Annotated in this window: 14 protein-coding genes; 4 read left to right on the top strand and 10 right to left on the bottom strand. The window is 46.9% G+C overall.

Features of this window, described 5'->3' with window-relative positions:
- Window positions 1-44 precede the first annotated feature (44 nt).
- Both BUB19_RS05690 and BUB19_RS05685 read left to right on the top strand, forming a co-directional pair.
- The gene (locus BUB19_RS05690) at window positions 45-659 is read left to right on the top strand and encodes a hypothetical protein (protein ID WP_073093792.1); all 615 of its coding nucleotides are present in this window, start codon (window positions 45-47) and stop codon (window positions 657-659) included.
- Window positions 656-1,354 carry a DUF3307 domain-containing protein gene (locus BUB19_RS05685; protein ID WP_073093500.1) on the top strand — a complete coding sequence of 233 codons (699 nt, stop codon included), beginning with the start codon at window positions 656-658 and terminating at the stop codon, window positions 1,352-1,354. Before BUB19_RS05690 ends, BUB19_RS05685 begins: the two co-directional genes overlap by 4 nt.
- A gap of 809 nt (window positions 1,355-2,163) precedes the next feature.
- On the opposite strand, the gene BUB19_RS05675 is transcribed toward BUB19_RS05685, so the two are convergent.
- The 7 genes from BUB19_RS05675 to BUB19_RS05645 all read right to left on the bottom strand — a co-directional run bounded on the left by BUB19_RS05675 (window position 2,164) and on the right by BUB19_RS05645 (window position 13,139).
- Complete coding sequence (locus tag BUB19_RS05675; RefSeq protein ID WP_073093494.1) at window positions 2,164-3,126, bottom strand: nucleoside hydrolase; 963 nt, start codon at window positions 3,124-3,126, stop codon at window positions 2,164-2,166.
- Entirely contained in the window at window positions 3,123-4,670 is a 1,548-nt protein-coding gene (locus BUB19_RS05670) for a high affinity choline transporter 1 (RefSeq protein ID WP_245802783.1), read from the bottom strand. The genes BUB19_RS05675 and BUB19_RS05670 overlap by 4 nt, the downstream gene beginning before the upstream one ends.
- Window positions 4,655-6,130, bottom strand: coding sequence for an aldehyde dehydrogenase family protein (locus tag BUB19_RS05665; RefSeq protein ID WP_073093490.1), 1,476 nt, complete (start codon window positions 6,128-6,130; stop codon window positions 4,655-4,657). The genes BUB19_RS05670 and BUB19_RS05665 overlap by 16 nt, the downstream gene beginning before the upstream one ends.
- On the bottom strand, window positions 6,130-7,800 hold the full coding sequence (gene betA / locus BUB19_RS05660) for a choline dehydrogenase (protein ID WP_073093487.1): 1,671 nt from the start codon (window positions 7,798-7,800) through the stop codon (window positions 6,130-6,132). The genes BUB19_RS05665 and betA overlap by 1 nt, the downstream gene beginning before the upstream one ends.
- Before the next feature lie 104 nt (window positions 7,801-7,904).
- Complete coding sequence (locus BUB19_RS05655; RefSeq protein ID WP_073093482.1) at window positions 7,905-9,029, bottom strand: PQQ-dependent sugar dehydrogenase; 1,125 nt, start codon at window positions 9,027-9,029, stop codon at window positions 7,905-7,907.
- A gap of 83 nt (window positions 9,030-9,112) precedes the next feature.
- Window positions 9,113-11,557, bottom strand: coding sequence for a ligase-associated DNA damage response DEXH box helicase (locus tag BUB19_RS05650; RefSeq protein WP_073093477.1), 2,445 nt, complete (start codon window positions 11,555-11,557; stop codon window positions 9,113-9,115).
- Window positions 11,547-13,139, bottom strand: a complete 1,593-nt coding sequence (locus tag BUB19_RS05645) for an ATP-dependent DNA ligase (protein ID WP_073093472.1) — start codon at window positions 13,137-13,139, stop codon at window positions 11,547-11,549. The genes BUB19_RS05650 and BUB19_RS05645 overlap by 11 nt, the downstream gene beginning before the upstream one ends.
- A gap of 569 nt (window positions 13,140-13,708) precedes the next feature.
- Here BUB19_RS05645 and BUB19_RS05640 point away from each other — a divergent pair.
- Complete coding sequence (locus BUB19_RS05640) at window positions 13,709-14,233, top strand: hypothetical protein (protein ID WP_073093467.1); 525 nt, start codon at window positions 13,709-13,711, stop codon at window positions 14,231-14,233.
- A gap of 270 nt (window positions 14,234-14,503) precedes the next feature.
- Complete coding sequence (locus BUB19_RS05635) at window positions 14,504-14,710, top strand: hypothetical protein (RefSeq protein ID WP_073093462.1); 207 nt, start codon at window positions 14,504-14,506, stop codon at window positions 14,708-14,710.
- A gap of 106 nt (window positions 14,711-14,816) precedes the next feature.
- On the opposite strand, the gene BUB19_RS05630 is transcribed toward BUB19_RS05635, so the two are convergent.
- From BUB19_RS05630 to BUB19_RS05620, 3 genes are all read right to left on the bottom strand, one after another.
- Window positions 14,817-15,785, bottom strand: coding sequence for a DUF4625 domain-containing protein (locus BUB19_RS05630; protein WP_245802782.1), 969 nt, complete (start codon window positions 15,783-15,785; stop codon window positions 14,817-14,819).
- Window positions 15,786-15,903: 118 nt separating this feature from the next.
- The gene (locus BUB19_RS05625) at window positions 15,904-18,222 is read right to left on the bottom strand and encodes a TonB-dependent receptor (protein ID WP_073093790.1); all 2,319 of its coding nucleotides are present in this window, start codon (window positions 18,220-18,222) and stop codon (window positions 15,904-15,906) included.
- A gap of 150 nt (window positions 18,223-18,372) precedes the next feature.
- A complete protein-coding gene (locus BUB19_RS05620; protein ID WP_073093458.1) occupies window positions 18,373-18,588 on the bottom strand; it encodes a DUF3820 family protein in 216 nt (71 codons plus the stop codon).

Genomic DNA, 18,588 nt, shown 5'->3' with positions numbered 1-18,588 from the left:
TAATAATGATATATTTGTATATCAGTTATAAACATGATATAGTAATGATTGCAATTCTGACCGGAGATATCAAGGAATCCAGAAAGGTTCCGGCTAAAATATGGATGCAGCTTTTAAAGACAGAATTGGATACCTGGGGTAAAGCCGGTAAGGATTGGGAAATCTACCGGGGAGATAGCTTTCAATTGAAGGTAGCGGAGCCGGAAAAGGCACTTCAGGCAGCCATCAGGTTAAAAGCCGGTATCAAATCCCAGGCTCCACTGGACATACGGATAGGTATCGGGCTGGGAGAAGAAGATTTTCGTACCGGACGGCTACTTGAAAACAACGGGACAGCCTATGTGCATTCCGGGGAGGCCTTTGAAGAGCTGTCGGAAAGCCATCAGGACATATTGATCAAGTCTCCTTTCGAAGGCTTCGATCAGGACATTAATCTGATGCTAAAGTTAGCGATGGAGATACTGGATACCTGGACTGAACATTCAGCGAAAACCGTATATCTGGCAATGACGCATCCTGAAAAAACGCAAACGGCACTGGGCAAACTGGAAGGCATCAGCCAGCATGCGATCAGTGGCCGCTTATCCAGAGCCAGGTTTGATGCGATCAGGGCATTACTGGTATACTTTCCCCTGAAATTAAAAAGGCACTTGTCATGACCATTCTTATCAAGCTCATACTGGCTCACCTATTGGGAGATTTTGTCTTTCAACCCAGAAAATGGGTTGTTGCTAAGGAAAGCAGAAAGGCCGGAGCATACCAGTTTTACCTGCATTTGCTGGTTCATGGTTTATTGATGATGCTTTTGGTTGCAAAGGCCGATTTTTGGCCCTACGCATTGGGCATCACACTGGTACATGGGATCATTGACCTGATAAAGTTACATGCGCAGCATGAAAAAAGCCGGAGGTACTGGTTCTTTATCGATCAGTTGGCCCATTTGATCTCTATTATTGCGGCCATGTGGTACTACAATCCAGAGCTGATCGAAGGAATGATACAAATCAGAGACAAAGATTGGCTTGTGATTACAATACTTGTGTTTTTATCGCTTCCAGCCTCTATGCTTATCAAAACTACCATTTCCAAATGGACTCCACTACCTGACGCAAACACGGCTTCTCTGGACAAAGCCGGACAATACATCGGTATACTTGAACGCTGGTTTGTATTTGTTTTTATTATGGCCGGCAGATGGGAGGCCATAGGATTTTTGGTGGCAGCAAAATCCGTATTTCGGTTTGGAGATCTGCGCCAGTCGAAAGACAGAAAGTTGACTGAATATATTCTGATCGGAACCCTGCTCAGTTTTGGGCTGGCTATCCTCAGTGGCTGGTTGTACGACCAGTATTAAACTATCGGAAAATGGACGGCATTATTCCATTCATCATCCATAACCGGCTCTTATTTTTAGTTTGACTCACCGGACCAAATTGCCGGACTGCGAATTAGGCACCGTTTTTCTCTGTAATTGATTGATAATAAGTACGATTTATCTGACAAATCCCTAAAATTTCTTTTTGAAATACAGATTGTTAGCTTTGAAATTATCAATACCAAAATTTTTGTAATTCAAAATAAAAAATTTGTTTTGTTAATTTTAATGATAAAAAATATGGAAAAAAATTATAAATACCATTTTTTATATACTATTTTTGAAGTGTCAGATAGCAATAAGGTAAACGGGATTTTTTGGACCAGATTCATGGTCTTTTTGAAAACGGATTTGAAGGGCTGGATTGAGCGTAAGGGAATTGAGGCGATCGGTAGTGAAGAATTTTTGGTTAGTTGGTTATTTTTTAATGTAGGGTTTGTCCGGGGTTTCCTGAAAATGGAAACTCCGGCCTTTTTTTTGCAGGTCAGCCTATAGCATTTGTGGGTGTCTCAACTTAAAGTTGCGATTGTGGAACCGAAATGGCAGGCAGGTCGGTCAAAATAGAGCTGCTGTTTGCGTCTTCCCAGCACAATTTCAAAAAGGTAAAGGAAAATCGGGTACGAAATATACCATCTTTATTGCCGTATTACCGATGTACGTCTCGGGTCGATTGTTGGATTGTTATACCAGTATCGTCCCAAACCTAAACACCAAGCTAACCCTCAGCTTTTTTTGCCGATAGGAAAATTAATCAAAAGTTTGCCCCGGGAGAGGCCAAAAACAATTGCTCAAAATGCGGGACGGTAGATGCCGACCATCAGGGCATCCAGGACTTTGGCGATTTCTCCGGCAGCCATTTTGGGAAGCAGGTATTGCTGCTGACCGTTTTTATCCATTTTCCAGGTATTGCTTCCATCCTGGTAAACGACTGCGTTCCCTTTGGGACCCAAATCCCAATATTTTTCAGGAGAAACCAGGTACAGCAGTATAGACTGGTCCCAGCTTTGCCGCCCGGAAAAATCGTTGAACAGTCGGTAGGCTTGGTACACCGGGCTTTCCGGAGCAATTGATTTTTTCAGGTAGGGGCCACCAGTGATGATTTCGTTGCCAATCTCCCAGCCGGAGAAAATCACCCTGCCGGGCCAGGTGTTGACAGCAATTTGAGTAGACTCCGGATCAGGCCGGTAAAAGTTGGCTTCTTTTCCCTCGGGAAACTGCCCTCCCATACAGGCCCATAATTTCACCTTTTTCCGAATGAGTTCCAATCCGGAAAGCTCACTGATTTCATCCGGGCCCGACTGGATCAGGTGCTTCAGATTGGTCAGGTGGCCTACAGTAACGATAACGACAGCTCCATCCGTTTCACCTGCCAGCAAGCTACGGTATAAGCGGGTGGCGTCTTCAGCCTCCCCATATGCCTTAAGCCTGTGCGAAAAATTCCGGCTAATTTCCCCGGTGTATTTGGAGACATCTTTTAATGGAATGCCCTTTTCCACACCAATGGGGATAGTAGGCCTTTTAAAATAATGATTGATGGCATCGGCACACTGAGGCGCATACCGGTCATTACTGGTAACGACAATGCCCAAAATTTCCAGGCGTCCATGGTCTGCCAGATTGTGCAGTATGGCCATAGTGCCCACGTCATCTACAGCCGAGTCCAGATCTGTGTCCAGAATAACTTTCGTGGGTTGCGCATAAGCTGTCACAGCGCAAATCAGCGTTGCAAAAGACAATAGCAGTGTTTTCATTGCGTTGATTTTTGCTGTACCCGTTGATGCGTCAAATAGGAAACCAGCATGATACTTAGCAGGCTGGCCATCATGGCAAACGTACGGAAAGGAAACTGTATGCCGGCTACGGGGTCTTCCATGGGGTAGGGAAGGAAAGGGGAAATACCAAATATAGGCTCTCCACCCCCAAACCGCAATACCAGTCCGACGAGGATTCCGGCGATTGCGCCGTAATGATTACTTTTCTTGAAATACAGTGCCAATAGCAATTGCGGAAAGAGCACCACGTATACCAGATCAGCACACAGGTACCACAAATCGTATACACTTTGAAGCGTGAGGGCAAGCCAGGTGGAAATGATACCGATTACCAATACGGTAAGGCGTATGGTGCGTTTGATTTGTTTGTCGGTACAGGTGGGGTGTATCAGGGGTCTGTAGAGGTTCCAGGTAAACATGGACGAGGCAGAGAGTATAGAGGAGTCTACAGAAGACATCACCGCTGCCGCTACCGCTCCCAGTCCCAGTGCCGCTATCAGGGGCGGGGTCATTTCCAACAATACGTAGGGAAGTACCATGGTCGCCTCCGGGGCAGTACCCAGCGTGGAGGTGCTCCAGTCAAATCCCACTCCTGCCACACCGATAAAGATGGCTGGAATGGCCATTAGGGCACAACAAATCCCTCCGTATATGGAAAGCCTTACGGCTGATCTATCTGAATTGGACGACAAAACCCGCTGAAAATACACCTGCCAGGGAATACCACCCATGATGAGCAACAAGGCAAAGTCCAGCCATACCCAAATGCCATTTCCCCAATCCGGATCATTTCCGGAGAAAACCCCGGGGGAAGGAAATAGTGTGAAACCATTGGCGATGTGTTGATCGTATAAGATCAAGGCTTGTTCCAGCCCACCGATTTTGTTCAATGCAAATGGGATACTGATGCCCAGTCCTATGATGATAAATGCCAGTTGGACGACATCGGTATATGCCACAGACCAAAGGCCTCCCATCATGGTATATCCTACCGCAATGCTCGCAGAGACCAGAATTGAGGTTTCCAGATCCAGACCAAAGATGGTAGCGAAAGTAATTCCCAACGCAGCCAGGATAGCTGCACTCCAGAAAATCTCTCCGATCAAAGCCGGAATAAAAAGTACTGCAGCGACCTTTTTGCCATACTTATTTTCGAAAACATCAATAAAAGTAGTAAAGCCAAAGCTTCTGATTTTTTTTGCAAAAAACAATCCACCCAGTATCAAACTTAGCGCATATCCCCAGGGTGCCTGTGCCCAGACCAGGCCCCGGGCGCTGTCGTAAACCGCTTCGCTGGTACCGATGATATAGCCTCCACCCACCCAGGTCGCTGTCATGGTAAATATTCCAATCCAGGAGGGCATGCGCCTCCCTGCCAATAACATGCCTTCTGAACTTTGATCTCCCGACTCCTTTTTACTGGCAAAATATCCGGTAAGCAGGATAATCAGGTAAAAGAATACGGTAACGAAAATGCCTAATGTTCTGGTATCGATAGTTCTATCGTTTATTTCCCAAACCAATTCATTGGCTGGGGATTATAGTTTTGGTATATGTGCTTGATTTCCTGAAACTCTTCCATGCCCGCAGGCCCGAGCTCCCGGCCGAGTCCGGATTGTTTGTAGCCGCCCCAGGGCGCCTGGGTAAAATATACATTAAAATCGTTGACCCATATGGTGCCAAAGCGAAGGGACTTGCTGACCCGGGAGATACGTCCGGGATCAGCCGACCAAAAGCCGCCGGAGAGTCCATAGATGGTATTGTTTGCTTTTCGGACAGCTTCCTCTTCTGTTTCAAACTGCTCTACATGGATGACAGGGCCAAATACCTCTTGCTGAACGATATGCATATTTTCCTCACAGTCTATCAAAAGGGTGGGCGCATAAAAAAAGCCTCTCGCAAGTTCCGCTTCCTCAGGTTTTTGTCCGCCTACCAGAAGGCGTGCACCCTCCTTAATAGCCGTTTGGACATGATTTTCGACCTTTTCCAATTGTTGGGCTGAAATCAAGGGACCCATCTGGGTTTTTTCATCCATTCCATCTCCCATTCGTATCCTGCTGATACGCTGCTCAAGCAGTTGAACCACTTGCTCATGGATTTCTGCGGCGACAAGCAATCTGGTACCGGCCGAGCAGATCTGACCCGCATGAAAAAAAACACCGTTCAAAATAAAGTCTATGGCTGTTTTCCAGTCTCCATCCTCAAAAATGATATGGGGGTTTTTTCCTCCCAATTCCAGTGCGACTTTTTTCACATTCCCTGAGGCGGCCTGCATGATCTTCCTGCCTGTTTCGACACCACCGGTAAATGAGATCATGTCTACATCAAGATTTTCTGCCAGTTCAGCACCTACGCTGTGACCGGGACCAAGTACTGTATTGATAACCCCGGAGGGAAAGCCGACTTGTTGGGCCAATCTGGTCCACTCAAGCGTGGATAAAGGGGTCAATTCGCTGGGTTTGATGACAAGGGTGCAACCTGCAGCAAGAGCAGGGGCAATTTTCCAGGCAGCCTGCAGCAAGGGGTAATTCCAGGGGCAAATCATGCCGACCACACCGATGGGCTCTCTCACCAATCGGCTTGAGCTATCTGGATTGGGACTATCGATAACTTCGCCCGCATGCTTGTCTGCCAGTCCTCCATAGTATCTGAATATACCGGCTATGTCATCCATGTCCCACAAACTTTCCGTGTAGGTTTTTCCGGTATTCAGGGTCTCGAGCTCAGCCAGTTTTTCTTTGTTTGCCTCAATTAGATTACCAAGCTCATATACCATTTTGCCTCGTACTGTAGCTGGCAGGCCCGACCATTCTCCCTGGGAAAACGCATATTTAGCACTTCTAATCGCTGCCCTGGCATCTTCCCGGTCACCTTCTGCCACATGTGCTATAATTTTCTGGTCAAAAGGATTATAGATGGACCGCTGGTTTCCGGTCTTTGCCGAAACCCAGTGCCCGGCAATAAATTGATTGTGGGTGTCCATTAATGCGTAAACTGATTTTTTTTCGATTTGCTCGAATGTTGGTAAAAAGGCATCTCTTGCGGTGCTTCCGGGCTGTTGCCCAGCAATAGGTCCGCAGCTTTCTCGGCAATCATGATAACCGGCGCATAAATATTGCCATTGGTGATGTACGGCATGACGGAAGCATCTACTACACTCAGATTGGATACCCCATGTACCCGCAACTGGCTGTCCACGACAGCGCCTTCGTCATAGCCCATTTTACAGGTACAGCTTGGGTGATAGGCACTTTCCCCTTCACGGGCTACAAAATCCAGGATTTCCTCATCGGTCTCTACTGCAGCACCCGGAGAAATTTCCTTGCCACGAAGCGCATCGAATGCAGGCTGATTGATCAGCTCTCTGGTGCAGCGGATTGCCTCCACCCACTCTTTCCTCTCCTGCGCTGTAGAGAGGTAGTTAAACAATATGCTGGGATATTCTGTGGGATCTGCAGATTTGATCTTCACATGCCCGCGGACATCTGTGTTCATGGGGCCTACATGCAGCTGGAACCCATGGCCCTCATTGGGTGCAGAGCCATCATACCGGATCGCAATCGGTAGAAAATGATATTGTAGGTTGGGATATGCGACCTCATCATTGCTGCGAATGAAACCGCCCGCCTCAAAATGGTTGCTGGCACCGATACCGCTTTTATTAAACAGCCATTCCAGGCCTATTTTAGGTTGGTTGTAGAATTTCAGGGAAGGGTATAGGCTCACAGGCTCTTTGGCAGCCCACTGTACATATACTTCCAGGTGATCCTGGAGGTTTTCGCCCACTCCTTTCAGGTCCGATACTACAGGTATTCCGAGTCGTTTCAGTTCAGCACCATTTCCGATACCGGATAGTTGCAAAACCTGCGGGGAGTTGATTGCACCACCGCAGCAAATGATTTGACCACCTTGTACAGTATGTTGTTTACCGCCCTTGATATAGGTCACCCCGGTTGCCTTCTTACCATCAAACAGAATTTTGGAAACGTTTGATTTCAAGCTGATGGTCAGGTTCTTTCTATCCATGACAGGATGTACATATGCGCGGGCAGCATTCCACCGTTTACCTTTGTAGATAGTGGCATCGAATTTCCCAAAACCTTCCTGCTGGTAGCCATTCACGTCTTCGGTAAGCGGGTAGCCCGCCTGCTGCACAGAGTCAAAGAAGGCATCGAATAGCGGATTATCGCATTTTGGGGTGGTCAGGTGAAGTGGTCCACCTTCTCCCCGGTAACTATCTCCACCGATAAGCCTGTTTTCCATGCGCTTAAAGTAGGGAAGACAGTGGGCATAGCTCCATTCACCGAGGCCGTCTTCTTTAGCCCATTTCTCAAAATCCAGGGCATTGCCCCGTATATAGATCATGCCATTGATACAACTGGATCCTCCCAGCACCTTGCCGCGGGGTTGATAGATCCGTCTGTTGTGCATATAAGGTTCCGGATCGGAAGTGTATCCCCAATTATAGAAATTATTACTCAGCGGATAAGTCAGGGCTGCGGGCATGTGGATCCGGAAATCCCAGCCATGATCAAGCCTTCCGGCTTCTATCACAAGTACCTTGTTTTTTGGATCTTTACTAAGTCTATTGGCCAATACACTTCCGGCAGAGCCGCCGCCAATAATGATAAAGTCATACTTATCGGTAGACATTTTTTACAATTTGTAGCGATGAATATACCTGAAAACGCTGTGCTGCTTACCTGATCCGGGCAGGCTGCACAGCGCTTACTTTCGGTTTACAATTAGGGGTCTATTTAATTTGTAGGAACAATTTTGACAATTCCTTTGCCTTCGATACCGGCATAAATATAGCCGTCAGGTCCCTGAACCACGTTGCGAACCCTGCCCATACCATCTATGACCTTTTCTCGTTTAGCCACTTTCTGGCCTTCAAGAGTGAGTTTCTCCAGATACGCGAAGCTAAGCGATCCCACAAGCAGATCACCCTTCCAGGCCGGATAGGTATCTCCCGTGATCACCACAAAACCACTCGGTGCGATGGAAGGTACCCAATAATAGAGCGGTTGCATCATTCCTGGTTTGGCGGTGTCCTCTGTCAGTATGGTTCCATTATAATTTATTCCGTAGGAAATCTCCGGCCAGCCATAGTTGGCACCTTTCTGCACCACATTGATTTCATCTCCACCCCGGGGTCCATGCTCATGTACCCAGATTTCTCCGGTTTCCGGATGCAAAATCATTCCCTGAGGATTTCGGTGTCCATAAGAATAAATGGCTTTTTTGGCACCGGGCTCGTTCACAAAGGGGTTATCCGCCGGAATGCTTCCATCATCTTTTAAACGGTACACTTTGCCACCATCACGGGTGATGTCCTGTGGATTTTCCTCATGGTTGCCCCGTTCTCCAATAGAAAAGAACATATATCCATCGCGGTCAAATATGATTCTGGAGCCATAATGCTGTCCGGCTTCGGTATTGGGCGTGGCTTTATACAGTACTTCCAGGTTGGTAAGTTGATCCCCGTCCAGTTTTGCCCTGCTGATGGCGGTATGTGCCCCATCTCCGGGTCCTTCTTCTGAGGAATAAGACATGTAGATCCAGCCATTGCTGGAATAGTCCTGATGAAGGGTAATGTCCAGCAAACCACCTTGTCCTTTGGCCCTTACTTCAGGAACTCCCTTGATGGTAGTTTTTTGCCCATTCCTGAAATGAATCAGCTCCCCTGATCTTTCCGTGATCAGCATGCTGCCATCTGGCAGAAAGGTCAAACCCCATGGGATTTTCAAGTCATCTACAACGGTCTGGACCTCATAATTGGTCCATTCAGGATCAGTTACTTCCGGGCCGTTTGGAGGAGTCTGCCCCATGCACGCCGCATAGAGGATGGTCATGAATACTGCAAGAAATGTTGATTTCATAGGAATCGGTATAAATGGAAAGATATAATATGTCTCGACAAATAAAGTTCTAATTTACGTCTAAAATCGCTCCAAAACAAATTTTAAGCCAATAGTTCGGCTTGCAGCCGATGTATACGGTCCTCAATTTTTTCTGAGCTAAGGCTGTTTCTGCTGAGCCGGTCTACCATTATGGGAAAAGCAAACGGACTTATTCTCACAGTTTTAAGCAGGTGGATTTTTTGCCGGTTGATGCGTTGAATGACTTGCTGCAGCCGGCTTTTTTCCATTTGTATATGGAGCACTTCACTCCGGGCCTGTGCCAGCAGCAGATTGTCGGGATCATAGGTTTCAAATACGCCATACAAAATGCCCGAACTGGCTTGCAGGTGTCTGGTCTGTATGCCTTTTCCGGGATAGCCCTGAAATACCAGCCCGGCAATGGCGGCGATTTCCCGAAACCGCCTGCGGGCCATTTCACTTTCATTGATACTGGACAGGATATCTTCCATTAAATCCTTGTCTGAGAAAAGATCTGTTTCCAATACATCTTCGATAGGAATAGGGCTGTCGGAGAGCAGTTCAAATCCATAATCATTCATGGCAATGCTGATGCTTATCGGGAAACTGATACTGATGCGGTAGGCTACCAATGCAGCCAGCACCTCATGAACAAAACGCCCTTCGAATGGAAACATAAACACATGATAGCCCTCTCTGCTTTTACAGGTTTCGATCAAAAGGGATGACTGGTCGGGAATCCGTGAAAGGTTTTGCTGTAACTCGAGTATAGGATGGATGGTTTGAAGTTCTATCGAATTTAGTTGATTTTTTGCTGCTTTCTGGAGTTCATCACGAATCAATTCTGCCAGGCGTGAAGAAAGCGGCATTCTGCCTCCCATCCACCTGGGAATCGTTCCTGTTTTCTTTTTGGATTTTCTGACAAGGGCTTTCATTTCCTTTATTTTCAGAAACTCCAGGCTGCGGCCCGCAAACCAGAATACATCTCCCGGTTTGAGCTTGCTGATAAAGCTTTCTTCCACCGCACCTACATAAGCGCCGGTAAGGTATCGGACCTGGATCATCGGGTCGCTCACAATAGTGCCCATTGACAATCTATGTCTCATGGCTGTTTTCCGGCTGCTTACCTTATACAATCCGTCGGCAAGGATGTCGATTTTTGAAAATTCCTCATAACTTCCCAGCGCTTTCCCACCTACGGTCACAAACTCCAGAAGCCAGGCGAATTTTTCAGGACTGAGCGTACGGAAGGCGTGCACTTCTCTGATTATGGGATAGAGCTGTTGCGGATAGAATCCTTCTCCGACGGCAAGCGTTACCAGAAACTGAATCAATACATCGTAACAATCTTCCAGGGGCAACTGCTCTTCATATTGTCCCGATTCAATGGCCTGCCGCAAGGCACTGGCTTCGATCAATTCCAGCGAATGGGTTGGCACAAAATAGATGCTGCTGCTGGCACCAGGATGGTGACCTGCCCTGCCCGCCCGTTGTACAAATCGGGTCACTCCCTTTGGCCCTCCCACCTGAATCACCGTGTCTACCGGACGGAAATCGACCCCCAGATCGAGGCTGCTGGTGCAAACGACCAACTTTAGTTTTTTTTCGTGCAACGCGTTTTCTACCCAGGCCCTAACCGCCGGGTCGAGGGATCCATGGTGCATGGCCATGATTCCTGCCCAGTCCGGTTTTGCTTCCAGTATTTTCTGGTACCATATTTCAGTCTGGGACCGGGTGTTGGTAAAAAGCAACACACTTTGGCTGGAGGCGATAATCGGGATTACCTTTTTCAGCAACTTAACGCCAAGATGGCCCGCCCAGGGGTATTTTTCCACTTCATCAGGGAGAATTGATTGTACCTTTATCTCTTTTTTTATGGAAGACCGTACAATGAGTTTGGGAGCGGATGCTCCCAGTAGTACCTCATGGGCCTGGTCAAGGTTGCCGATGGTGGCGGAAATGCCCCATACTTTCAGTGGCTCAGCGCGCAGTGTCTTTAGGTGCTGAAGGGCCAATTGCACCTGAATGCCCCGTTTATTTGCCAGCAACTCGTGCCACTCGTCAACAATTACGGTCTTCAGATCTTTGAATAGCAGGCTATTGTCTTTCTGGGTAAACAAAAGATGCAGACTTTCCGGAGTAGTAACCAGGCATTCTGGCATGGACCGCTTTTGTTTTTGTCGTTCCGATGCGCTGGTATCTCCGTTTCTTACCGCGATCCGCCACCGTATGCCCGTCTCCTCACAGACCTGATTCATGGCCTGCTGAATATCCTGGGCCAAAGCCCTCAGGGGAGTAATCCATATTGCCTGCAGTCCGTTTTTCTTTTCCTGGTGCCAGCTTCCCTGGTTTTCGCGTACATATTCCATCAATACCGGCACAAAAAGTGCAAGCGTCTTTCCCGAGCCTGTAGGCGCATTGAGCAGGCCACTTTTTCCCCCAAGATAATGTTGCCAGCATGCTCTCTGGAAATCGAAGGGTTCCCAGCCCTTTCGGGCAAACCATTTTTCTGCCCAGCTATTTTCCATACTTTTCCAGAAGTAATTGCAGGTCTGTCAGGGTGTTTGCCTCGTCGATGGGTTTGTCCTTCCTCCAGCGGTGGATTCTGGGAAACCTTAAAGCAATCCCGGATTTGTGCCGGGGACTTTCCTGAATCCCTTCAAAGGCTATCTCGAATACCAGTTCTGGCTTTACGGTTCGTACCGGTCCGAAGCGCTCTCTGGTATGTTTTTTTACAAAGGTATCTACATCTTTCATTTCCTTATCGGTAAGCCCTGAATAGGCTTTTGCAAAGGGGACAAGGTCCTTGTCTTTCCAGACAGCAAGGGTGTAATCCGAATAGAGATCTGCCCTTCGTCCATGTCCCTTCTGGGCGTAAATCATCACACCGTCAATCGTCAGTGGCTCAATTTTCCATTTCCACCAGCTTCCACGAACCCTGCCGGTTTCGTATACAGAATCAATTCTTTTTAACATCAGACCTTCCGCTTTATTTTCCCGCGATTGATTGCGAACGAGCGCCAGTTCTTGCCAGGTACCCGCTTCAATCAGCATAGAGATTTCTAGTTTTTCAGATGGATAGTCCCCTACGATTTTTTCCATGTTTTTTCTACGCTCCGATAGGGGCAAGTGGCGGATATCCTCTCCATTACATTCCAGCAGATCGTAGCACATGAAGCTCAATGGAGCTTTTTTGAGCAAACCGGAACTTACCTTTTTCCTGCCGATACGGGTTTGCAGCAGAGCAAAAGGTAAGGGTTTGCCATTTTCAAAGGGCAATATTTCTCCGTCTAAAACCGTACCGTCAGGGAGACCTCTGGCCATTTCCTCCAGTTCCGGAAATTTCTCTGTGAGCAATTCTTCACCGCGGGACCAGATATAGGTTTCACCCTTCCTTTTGATGATTTGGCCACGTATGCCGTCCCATTTCCATTCGGCCTGCCAGTCAGACCTGTTACCGGCTAGCTCGGCCGTGTCACTAAGGGGATGGGCAAGGAAAAACGGGTAAGGGCGGGAAAGGTCGTCTGCAAAGTCGGGTTCCAGGAGCATGGACTTAAAATCTGCTGTCCAGGGATCCCATTGGCCCATTATGCGGTGGGCCACTTCCGTTTTTTCCAGTCCAAAGGCACTTGCAAGGGCCCTGGTAATCAGGTTTTGGCTTACGCCTACACGAAAACCACCGGTGATCAATTTATTGAAAACGAGCCGTTCTTCTTTGGTAAGTTCCCTCCAGGACTCCATGATGGCTGATTTTTTTGCAGATTCTTCCTTATCTTTTAAAGCAGCCAGGAAGCCTATCCAATGATGAAGCGGCTGATCGGAGCTTTTGCCCGCTAAAGGCAAAAGTAAAGCAATGGTTTCTGCCAAATCGCCCACAGTATGATACGACTCCTCAAAAAGCCAGGATGAAATACCTGCATACTCGCAACACCATTCTCGTAGCTGCCTGGTGTTCACTACCCTCCGAGGTCTTTTGTGGGTGAAAAGTGCCAGGGTCCATAGCCTGTCCAGGTCGGAAACTTCTAAAAAATATGATTCCAGCAGTTTGAGTTTATCTCCCGTTTTGTTGGTTTGGTCAAGTTGATTGAATAGAATTGAGAATCTTTTCATTAAATTGAATGATATTCGTCAAGTATAGGTAGAAAAACAACCATTTGTTAAACCAAAAAATATACCTATTCGTTTTGATTGGAGAATATATTCCTGTTCTGTTGAAACAATCATGAGCGAAAAGGCATGGATAGCAGCGTTGATCGCGCATCATTTCCAGGGTACAATGCTCCAACAACGGTTGAGCTGGATTATTTGCGAAATACCTGGCAGGTATGACACGTAAACTTCAATATCCACTGTAAAGGAAAGCATGATGAGAAAATGATCGTTGCCATTTGAAACAGATTGCTGTGTATCGGGAAGGTGAAATGACTGTTAAAGGGATTATAACCAGAACCTGAGATCAGGCCTGACTGAGACGAATCGTCATGGTGTGACATCACCGGATAATTGTATTCAGAAAAATATACGGCAGACATAAGTCTGACATTTTAAATTAAAAAAATATGAAATCGAGCCTGCCGGAGGCGACATACAGAGGGATGATAATAAAGCATGCGAGCTTCCCTGTCCGACTGGTGTCATCCGGGCGGGCATGTGACCATTAAAGAACAAATTATAGACACATGAAATATACCCTTATTTGTGCACTGTTGTTGTGCGGAATCACTTCCTGTGAGCAGGATCCAATAAGACCAGACGACAACCGGATTTCCTATGACCTTTACCAGTCAAGTGATTTCAATTTCGACGGAAAAGCTACCTTTCAGGAATTGGAGAATGGAGATATTGAACTTTTGGTAGAGTTGTTTGGAGCGCCATCTGCAGACCCCTATTTCTACACGGGCCATCTCCATTTTGGAAGTTTTGATCAGGCAGAGGCACCAATTGCACACCTGCTGAACCCTATCGACAGCAGAACCCTGAGCAGCAGGACAATCATAGGCCGACTGTCCGATGGGTCTGATTTGAATGTTGAAGATTTGATCGATTTTGATGGACATATCAAAATACATCTGGCCGACCAGGGGCCTGATTACAATATTATCCTCGCGAGTGGGAATATAGGAAAGAATGACAATTCCAGGGAAGCTTTTAATTCGTCGAAATTGTCACTTTGTGTTCCACATTTCCCCGATAGCAGCTATTAATCAGGGTTTCGCTCTTTATTGACAATGTTAATCGAACCGGTTTCCCCGGTTTTTTTTATGCAATGAAATCGAGCATGACGTACCCGTCCCACACTGAGATGATTATAGTAGCGAGATTCCCCCGATTTAGGATCGGGGCAAGCTATGTGACAGCTAAAAAGCAAATTATAAACACATGAAAAGCTGAATTGCAGAAATCTCTTATTTTTCTGGAAGATAAAAAACATTTGTGTTTAACTTTTGTTGGTATATTATTAAACACAGAAAGCCATGAAAATCTCCCTTAAATATATCCTGCTGATCTTATCCTTTGTGTTAATCAGTCAAAACAAACTTTTAATTGATTTGGATGCTACTGTAGAGAAAGTATTCAAAAACGGCGTAATGGCTTTTTTAGAAGATGGTACTCCCCAGCATGGCACAGGTGATCTCAAAAAAATATTTGAAATGCCCCATACAAAAATATTTGTAGAATAAACAAGTCAATATAGTAAACAAAAAATTAGCTGAACCAACTGTTACTAAAAAAAGCGCACCTTCGAAAGTGCGCTTTTTTGCGATTACAGCAATTAAATTTATGAGATTACTCTATGTGTATGGTAAATACTTCCTCTGTAGTATTGCCATTGCTGTCTTCAGCCCGGATGATAAGATCCAGGTGATCCTCACTTGCCGGTACAATGATGGCGTTCTCTCCGCTAAGTATTTTATTTAAATCAAGCATCTCGTCATGGGGCAGATCGGGTCCGTTACCATCTTCAAGCCAGGCTGAGCTTCCCCACATTTTGTCAAAAAAATCCTCATCTGCCATTCGATGATTGTGTCCATCGTCATCGTCGTCATGATGCTCACCCTCTTCCGCCAGTCTGACCCAAAGGAAGGTAATAGGCGAACTCAGTTCATGGTCAGTTCTGGAAACTGTACCCTGAATCGTCAGCGGCATTCCGGCTTCCGCCTCCAACTCTCCCTCATGCAGGTTTGAAACGGAGATTGCCGGAGCATAAGGCGTTTTTATCTGTATGGTCGCAATATAACTGCTGCCATCTGCATAACTGGTTTGATTGCCAAAAATATCTGTTGCTTCAATTCCTACATCGTAAGAACCTGCAATTACAGGACCTGCCAGGTCAGCGTTCTCGCCCGCCCAAAATATATCGGTTTCATGCCCATCAATGTTGATGCGAGTACTGCCTTCCGGAAATCTTAATGCCGGGTTATCCGCGGTGGGGCTGAATATATTATTCGTCTCCAGACGGGCAAAAGAATTATTGATTCTTGCATGACTGTGGCCATCGAAATTGGCATGTACATTGACCCTCACCTGTCCGATGCCGGAAGCATCTTCTACGGAAAACTTTACATGCATGTGATCGGCGTTTATGCCATAGATCTCACCATTTTCAGGTTCAATGTGTTCGCTTCCATCAGCCTGGCCAATCACAGGTGCCGAAAGGTCGTTAGGGGTTTCTTCTGCTGTTTCACAGGAAAGCATGCCCGCCACTGAGAGGACGGGAATGAAATACCTTGGATGAATAAATTTCATGTTAATCATTATGGTTGAAGTTAAAAGCGGATTACTTCTTTATTTACAATATTATTGCAAATGCATTAATGTTGCAATAATAAGGCATAAATAACAAAGTTCCTAAGCTGTTATAGGAAAAATATACTTATTTAATCCGAAAGGGTATTTTCAGGTTGATGTTGACATTCCTTCCTTGTTCGGGAAGGTTGAGCAGCCGGTATCTGCTCAGGTGGTTGAAATAGAAGGTGTCCAGCAGGTTTTCACCACTTATTTGTAATTTCCAGGTCTGCTGCCGGACAGGAAGTTCCCATCCGATTCCGGCCGCAAGCAGACCGTAGCCGGAGGTGACGCGTTCGTTTCTGTCGACCCTTTGCTGAGCAGCGACCTGCCGATACTCCAGGTACAGATATCCATTGTCGGCAACGCGGCTAAAACCGTCGGGCAGGGTCCATTCAATCCCGGACAACAGGCTTGCAGGCGGAGTAAGGGGTAGGGGAAGGCCGCTGTCCAGGTTGTAATTGTACACGTATTCGGCGGCTATGGTAGCTGTTAGCCCCGAAACCGGTACCCATTCTAATTTTAACTCCCCGCCGGTGAAAAAGGCGTTGTTTTGTCTGTATTCCCAGAGCGTTCCGGCTCCCGGTAAAGTAGAAAACCTGCCGGTGGGTGCGAGATAAATGTAGCCATCGTAATAGGATACAAAGGGGCTGATGCCTACCAGAAAATTCTGACGGGAATAGGTGTAGTTCAGGTCTGCCTGAAAGCTCCGCTCACTGTTAAGATTGGCATCTCCAAGTTCATGTCGGAAGTTTCCATGGTGTACCCCATTGGTAGATAGTTCTATAGGAGTGGGGATGCGGAAGCTGCTGCCAAAATTGAATTTGACATTGTTTACCTGATTGATGATCCAGGATAATCCTGTGGATCCACTGAGATTAAAGAAATTTCGGTCGATATCAGGATTTCGTTGCACGGTTTCACCGGTGGGGTTAAGTGCATTATCGTAAACGGGCTGATAATGGGCCTGAATATCGTGTCTGGCACCATCGAGCCGAAGGCCTGCATTCAGGATCAGGTTGTCAGTTTTGCGGTATTCGTGAAAATAGAACAAGCCCGTACTCAGGGAGTTAAATTCGGGAAGAAGAAATTCAAAACCCCCAAAATTATTTTCCATCAGTGTAGCCTGAATGCCCAGGATGGATTGGTGTTTGGGATTGATATGGTAGTTTAGCCGTGCATTGGCGGTATAAGTATCCAGAAACAAGGCCAAAGCGAGGTTGCCTTCAGGGGTAGGTCCGATCCCATGTATATGCGGCAAAGACTCCTCCAGCCTGTTGTTGCGCTGGTAAGCCAGGTCAATCTCCAGCCAGTGCTTTTTCCATTGTACACTGGTGTTGGAAATCACCTTTAAATGCATGTTGTCCTGCCGGGGGAATTCTATATTGCCGTAGTCCCCGTTGTGCCGGAGGTTGTAGCTGTTGGGTATGCCTACCGCTCCGGTAAATATGCCGGCCTTCTGGTTAAACTGGCTGACGGTGATTGTTGATTTGCCCCAGTCTTTTCTCATTCCGGCCATCAGCGAAAAATGCCTTTCCCTTCCAGCCGTATTTTTCAGTCGGTTTTCGTATACCGGCAATTCAAACCCGGCGTAGGTAAAGCGCTCGGCCGGTACCCGGTAATCCTGAAAATCCTGGGCAGTGAACCTGGCTTTGAATACAATATCATTTTCATTTCCTTCCACCATTGCGGAGTGACTTCGCATGTTATTGTTGGTGCGGTAGCTGTTAATCAGGTGCCCCCTAATGGTGCCCTCGTCTGGCAGAGGGGCAGGGGAGATGTTGATCACGCCTGACATACCATCCGATCCATAGATCAGGGAAGCCGGTCCCTTCACGATCTCTACCCTGTCCACATCAAATGGATCAATCTCCAGTCCATGATCAGCACCCCACTGCTGTCCTTCCTGTTTGATGCCGCGATCATTGACCATGATCCGGTTGAAGCTCATTCCACGGATTACCGGTTTGCTGATTCCCACTCCGGTATTGATGGTGCTAATGCCGGGGAGCTTCTCCAGGGCGTTGGAGAAGGTGCCGGAATTATTTTTCTCGATGAAGTCCCTGTCAACAACCTCGATGCTTTGTGATTGCTCGACTGCCCCATTTTTAAACGGGTTGGCCTCTATGGTAAGAGATTGCAAAGTGATGGCCGTCTCCGCCATTACAAATTGAAGCTCCTGGTCGGATGATTCCAGGCTGATAGTTCTGGTCAATGATTTATAGCCCACATGAGTGATATGCAGGTGGTAGTTGCCCGGATTTAATCCGGAGATACGAAAACTGCCATCCAATGATGCCGCCGTTCCTTTTCCCAGCTCATGGATCAGGATGCTGGCGGGAAGCGGTTCACCAGATTGGTCAACGACAGTGCCATAGATGGCATAGCCTGCCCGATCCTGAGCCATCCCAGAAAAAAATGGAAATAAAAGCAGGCCGCAAAAGGACAGAAAGAAAAGACTTATAGTGGTGGAGGATGATTTGTACCGCATTTCAGGTACAAAGGTATCCCTATAAATTTATTATTGCAACAATATGGCAGAATATAGAAGAGCGGCCTAGCTTTTGGCTTTAAGTCTGTACAACAGGTGTTCCAGACCGTTTAGCCGGATCTCATACATGGTTTCCAGCCACATGCCCAGTTTGCCTTCCGGAAAACCCTTTCGCTTGAACCAGATCAGGTAATGTTCCGGAATTTCACAGATCAAACTGCCCTTATATTTTCCGAAGGGCATTTTTTTCGATACCAGATCCAGCAGTATGTTTTGGTCCAT

Source organism: Cyclobacterium lianum (assembly GCF_900143075.1).
Lineage (GTDB): Bacteria > Bacteroidota > Bacteroidia > Cytophagales > Cyclobacteriaceae > Cyclobacterium > Cyclobacterium lianum.
This window is presented reverse-complemented; position numbering and strand designations above follow the sequence as displayed.

Excerpts from the sequence above, each read along its gene's own strand:
- BUB19_RS05655 (WP_073093482.1), bottom strand. The coding sequence starts at position 9,029 with ATGAAATCAACATTTCTTGCAGTATTCATGACCATCCTCTATGCGGCG.
- BUB19_RS05635 (WP_073093462.1), top strand. The coding sequence starts at position 14,504 with ATGAAAATCTCCCTTAAATATATCCTGCTGATCTTATCCTTTGTGTTA.
- BUB19_RS05685 (WP_073093500.1), top strand. The coding sequence starts at position 656 with ATGACCATTCTTATCAAGCTCATACTGGCTCACCTATTGGGAGATTTT.
- BUB19_RS05675 (WP_073093494.1), bottom strand. The coding sequence starts at position 3,126 with ATGAAAACACTGCTATTGTCTTTTGCAACGCTGATTTGCGCTGTGACA.
- BUB19_RS05620 (WP_073093458.1), bottom strand. The coding sequence starts at position 18,588 with ATGGACCAAAACATACTGCTGGATCTGGTATCGAAAAAAATGCCCTTC.
- betA (WP_073093487.1), bottom strand. The coding sequence starts at position 7,800 with ATGTCTACCGATAAGTATGACTTTATCATTATTGGCGGCGGCTCTGCC.
- BUB19_RS05640 (WP_073093467.1), top strand. The coding sequence starts at position 13,709 with ATGAAATATACCCTTATTTGTGCACTGTTGTTGTGCGGAATCACTTCC.
- BUB19_RS05650 (WP_073093477.1), bottom strand. The coding sequence starts at position 11,557 with ATGGAAAATAGCTGGGCAGAAAAATGGTTTGCCCGAAAGGGCTGGGAA.
- BUB19_RS05690 (WP_073093792.1), top strand. The coding sequence starts at position 45 with ATGATTGCAATTCTGACCGGAGATATCAAGGAATCCAGAAAGGTTCCG.
- BUB19_RS05645 (WP_073093472.1), bottom strand. The coding sequence starts at position 13,139 with ATGAAAAGATTCTCAATTCTATTCAATCAACTTGACCAAACCAACAAA.
- BUB19_RS05630 (WP_245802782.1), bottom strand. The coding sequence starts at position 15,785 with ATGATTAACATGAAATTTATTCATCCAAGGTATTTCATTCCCGTCCTC.
- BUB19_RS05625 (WP_073093790.1), bottom strand. The coding sequence starts at position 18,222 with ATGGCTCAGGATCGGGCAGGCTATGCCATCTATGGCACTGTCGTTGAC.
- BUB19_RS05665 (WP_073093490.1), bottom strand. The coding sequence starts at position 6,130 with ATGGACACCCACAATCAATTTATTGCCGGGCACTGGGTTTCGGCAAAG.